General features: G+C 27.1%; 4 protein-coding genes and 1 pseudogene. 3 read left to right on the top strand and 2 right to left on the bottom strand.

The genetic code is table 11. The features are described from left to right. The 3 genes and pseudogenes from Q0V09_RS07990 to Q0V09_RS07980 all read left to right on the top strand — a co-directional run. A pseudogene (locus tag Q0V09_RS07990) lies at positions 1-340 on the top strand (hypothetical protein); the annotation flags it as partial. A gap of 54 nt (positions 341-394) precedes the next feature. Next, a complete protein-coding gene (rlmN, locus tag Q0V09_RS07985; RefSeq protein ID WP_297407430.1) occupies positions 395-1,441 on the top strand; it encodes a 23S rRNA (adenine(2503)-C(2))-methyltransferase RlmN in 1,047 nt (348 codons plus the stop codon). Between the two features lie 20 nt (positions 1,442-1,461). Then, entirely contained in the window at positions 1,462-3,627 is a 2,166-nt protein-coding gene (locus Q0V09_RS07980) for a transglycosylase domain-containing protein (protein WP_297488300.1), read from the top strand. Positions 3,628-3,663: 36 nt separating this feature from the next. Here the strand turns inward: Q0V09_RS07980 and Q0V09_RS07975 are convergent, their stop codons facing one another. Beyond that, on the bottom strand, positions 3,664-4,461 hold the full coding sequence (locus tag Q0V09_RS07975; protein ID WP_297488296.1) for an HAD family hydrolase: 798 nt from the start codon (positions 4,459-4,461) through the stop codon (positions 3,664-3,666). A 67-nt stretch (positions 4,462-4,528) separates the two neighbouring features. Beyond that, positions 4,529-4,636 (bottom strand): MipA/OmpV family protein, encoded by a 108-nt coding sequence (locus Q0V09_RS10810; protein ID WP_367172324.1) that lies wholly within the window; start codon positions 4,634-4,636, stop codon positions 4,529-4,531. Positions 4,637-4,641: the final 5 nt, after the last annotated feature.

The raw sequence follows: 4,641 nt of genomic DNA, 5'->3' as shown, positions 1-4,641 counted from the left end.
AAAAATAGAATTAGAAAATGAACTTAAAAGTATAACAAATAAATACTGCGAGCTTTTAAAAGAAAATTTAACTTCTTATACTATTGAAAAAAATGGAGTTAAATATGTACTATTAAAAGAGAATATCAATGTAATAACTGAATTAGTTAAATTAATCCCAGAAGAATTTACTTTTATTGGAATTTGGAATAAAGGGGGATTAATATCAAGTAAAAATATAAATTGTAATCTTTTTATAAAAAAATTATCAAATGTTTTAAATATTAAAGGAGGGGGAAAAGAGGATAGAGGAAATTTTAAAGGAGAACTAACTTTAGATGAAATTATAAACCTGTTGTAAACAAGTGAAATATTTGGTATAATATAGCTTAAGCATTATCAAAATGGAGGAAATATGTCAAATAAAATAAATTTACTTAATTTAAATGAAAAAGAACTAACTGAATTAGTTGTTTCTTTAGGAATGAAAAAGTTTTACGGAAAACAAATCTTTACATGGTTAAATCAAAAAATAGTTAGAGATATTAACGATATGACTAATATCTCATTAAAAGATAGAGAAATTCTAATGGAAAATACATATATTCCATTCTTAAACTTATTAAAACATCAAGTTTCAAAAAAAGATAAAACAGAAAAGTATCTATTTAAATTAGCTGATGGAAACACTATTGAAAGTGTTATTTTAAGACACAAAGATAGAACAACTCTTTGTATATCTTCACAAGTAGGATGCGCTGTAAGTTGTGGATTCTGTGCTACTGGTATGGGTGGATTTACTCGTAATTTAGAAGTTAATGAAATTGTAAATCAGTTCTATACTATAGAAAGAAGATTAAGCAAGCAAGGTTTAGGTATAAATAATATTGTATTTATGGGAATGGGAGAGCCATTACTAAATTTAAATAATGTAATTAAAGCTATTGAAATTCTTTCTAGTGAAAATGGAGTTAATGTTTCAAAAAGAAGAATTACAATTTCAACATCAGGAATAATTCCAGGAATTGAAAGATTACTAGAGGAAAAATTACCAGTTGAATTAGCTATATCTTTACACTGTGCAATTGATGAAAAAAGAAGTGAATTAATGCCAATAAACAAAAAGTATCCATTAGAAGATTTATTCCCTATTCTTCAACAGTATCAAAAACAAACTAAAAGAAGAATTAGTTTTGAGTATATCTTAATTAATGATTTTAATGTATCTGAAACTGATGCAGCTCACTTAGCTGACTTTGTACATAACTTTGATCATGTATTAAACTTAATACCTATCAATCCTGTTGAAGGAAGTGAATTACAAAGACCATCACAAAAGAAAATCGAAAAATTCTATGGTTATTTAAAAGACTTTAGAAAAGTTAACGTTACTATCAGAGGAGAAAAAGGTACTGATATTGACGGTGCTTGTGGACAATTAAGACAAAAAAATTCAAAATAATTTAGAATTGGAGATATCTTATGAAGTGGAAAATTGTTAAATACCTTGCCATATTCATTGTATCTTTAGGAATTGTAGGAACTATTGGAGTTGGTGTTATTCTAAATAAGTATTATAAAGAGTTACCTAATGTATCTCAACTTGTTGAAAATTATAGCCCTCCAGTTCCAACAACTATATATGATAGAAATGGTGAAGTTATAGATGTAATCTCTAGAGAAACTAGAGAGCTTGTTGATATAAAAAATGTTCCAGATAATTTAAAAAATGCTTTTATTGCTATTGAGGATAGACATTTTTTAACTCACTATGGAATAGATCCTTTTAGAATTTTAGGTTCAGCTTTAGTTAACTTAAAATCAGGTAGAGCAGCTCAAGGTGGAAGTACTATTACTCAACAATTAGCTAGAAATGCTTTTCTATCTCATGAGAAAAAACTTTCCAGAAAAATTAAAGAGGTTATTATAACTTTTGAAATAGAAAGAAAGTATACTAAAGCTGAAATTATGGAAAAATATTTAAATGAAATATATTTTGGATCAGGTGCTTATGGAGTTAGAACTGCAGCTGATAATTTTTTTAGAAAAAAAGTTCAAGCTTTAGATCTTGCAGAATCTGCACTACTTGCTGGAATTCCAAATAGACCTAATCTTTACAATCCAAGAACTAGATTAAAAAAATCTATATATAGACAAAGGCTTATTTTAAGACAAATGTTAAAATTTAAGTTTATTACTCAAAGCGAATATGATATTGCAATTAAACATAAATTTATCAATGAATCTAAGGCAACTCCTGAAGATTTTAAAGATGAAAATGTTACAATAGTTTATTCATCTTCTAAAAAGAAGGTAGATTTTAATGCTCCTGACTTTACAGACTTAGTAGAGAAATTCTTATTCGATAATTTTGATGAGAAAACTATATATAACGATGGATTAAATGTTTATACTACTCTTGATTTAAACTATCAAAAAGTAGCTAAAAATGTATTTGAAAATTATCCACGTTTAAAAAATGATAAAAAACTTCAAGGTGGAATGGTAACAATAGATGCTAAAAATGGAGAAGTTATTAGTATTATTGGTGGAAAAAACTTTAAAACTGGAAACTTTAATAGAGGAGTACAAGCTAGAAGACAGCTTGGATCATCTTTTAAACCATTTATTTATTTTACAGCTTTAAATAAAGGTTATGAAGAAAATCTTGTTGTGGAAGATTCAAGAGTCGTTTTTGGGAAATGGGCTCCTAGAAATTATGGAGATCGATATCTAAACGGAATGACTTTAATGCAAGGGTTTGACAAATCGCAGAATATAGTCTCTGTTAAAACTCTTAGAAAAGTTGGAATTAGAGCTCTTATGGATAATATGAATAAAATTGGAAATGGATTTATAATTCCAGATAATTTAACATCTGCTTTAGGAACAATGGAAGGAACACCACTTCAAGTTGCAGAATCATATGCTATCTTTGCAAATGGTGGATATGTTGTTAAACCAACTATGGTTCTAAAAGTTGTAGATAAATTTAAGAGTACTCTTTATGAATCTAACCCTAAAATAGAATCTAAATTTGATAGTTTAAATATATCACTAATGACTAATATGCTTCAAAATTCTGTAAAACAAGGAACAAGTAGAAGAGCAAAAGTTATTGTTAATGGAAAAACAATTCCTCAAGGTGGTAAAACTGGAACAACAAATAAGTCTAGAACTGTTTGGTATGCTGGTTTCACTCCAGATTTAGTTACTACAGTTTATTTAGGATATGATAATAATGATCCTTTAATTAAAGCTACTGGAGGGGGGACTGTTGCCCCTATTTGGAAGAATTATTATAAAGACCTTATTGAAAAAGGAATTTACACTCCTACAAAATTTGATTTCTTAGAAAATCATGTTCAAAACGATGAGATTTTTTATCAAAATCTTGATCCTTTAACAGGATTGATGACAACTACTAAACCTACAAAATCTTTTCTTTTAAGAAGAGGTAGAATGCAAGTTGAAACAGATAAAAAATATTCCAATGGAATTGCTGGAGTTTTAGGATATTCAGAAGCTCCTGAAATTAAAACAGATACTAATATTGTTGAAAAAGTAAAATCTATTTTCGAACCTAAAAAAATAGAAAATAATACTCAAGAAAAAAAAGGGTTTTTTAATAAATTCTTTAATTTTTAAAAAATACCCCTAGCTAATTTTAGCTAGGGGTATTTTTTATAAGAATAATTCTTTTAATTTCTCAGCTACTCCATTTTCTTCATTTGTTTTAATAACTTCATTATTTGGAAGTAACTCTTTTAATCTTTTACTTCCATTTCCCATAATAAATCCTTGTCCAACAAATGATAACATTTCTAAATCATTAAGACCATCTCCAAAAGCGATAACCTCATCGCTATTAAGCCCCTCTCTTTTTAGAACCTCTTTAATAGCACTAGCTTTTGAAACCCCTTCTTTCATTACCTCAAGACATGTAGAAAGAGATTGAGTTATATTTAATCCAGTAGAAAACTTTTCTTTTAAATCTTTTTCTAAATTAGTAATACACTCTTCATCTTCACACATAAAGAAAAATTTAGTTGCTTCATTACCAACCAATGTATCAAAATTTACAATATCGTGATGAAATCCTGATTCTTTATGAAATAAAAGAGCTCCTTCAAGTGGAGATTCAGCATACCATTTATCATTTAAATATATATTTTTATGTAGTTTTTCATTACATTTATACTGAAACAACTCTTTAGAAAGTTCTTTAGAAATATTATTTGATAAAATCTCTTTATTATTATAATCATGAACTTTAGCTCCATTTGAAGTTATTAAAAAACTATCAAGTTCTAACATATTTTTAAAAGTAATAGCATCACAGTGATGTCTTCCTGTTGCTATAAAAAATTTAACCCCTTTTTCTATAACCTTTTTAATTATATCTTTTGTTTCTTGAGTGATTGTATGCTCTTTATTTAAAAGAGTTCCGTCTAAATCACATATAATTCCTTTGTATTTCATATATATCTCCTCTTTTGTAACATTTATAAAAAATGGAGCCTAATGGCTCCATTTATTTTTCTTTTAATTAAAAATAATACTTTGCCCCAACACCCATTAAGAATAAAACATCTGATTCAACAATAGGAGAATCTGATATTTCACTTGAGAATTTTTCTATTCCTAAAAATGACATTAAAG

The sequence above is a fragment of the uncultured Cetobacterium sp. genome (genome assembly GCF_947039425.1).
In the GTDB taxonomy this organism is placed as follows: Bacteria; Fusobacteriota; Fusobacteriia; order Fusobacteriales; family Fusobacteriaceae; genus Cetobacterium_A.
Note: the sequence above shows the minus strand (reverse complement) of the source record. Positions and strands in the feature narration are given on the sequence as shown.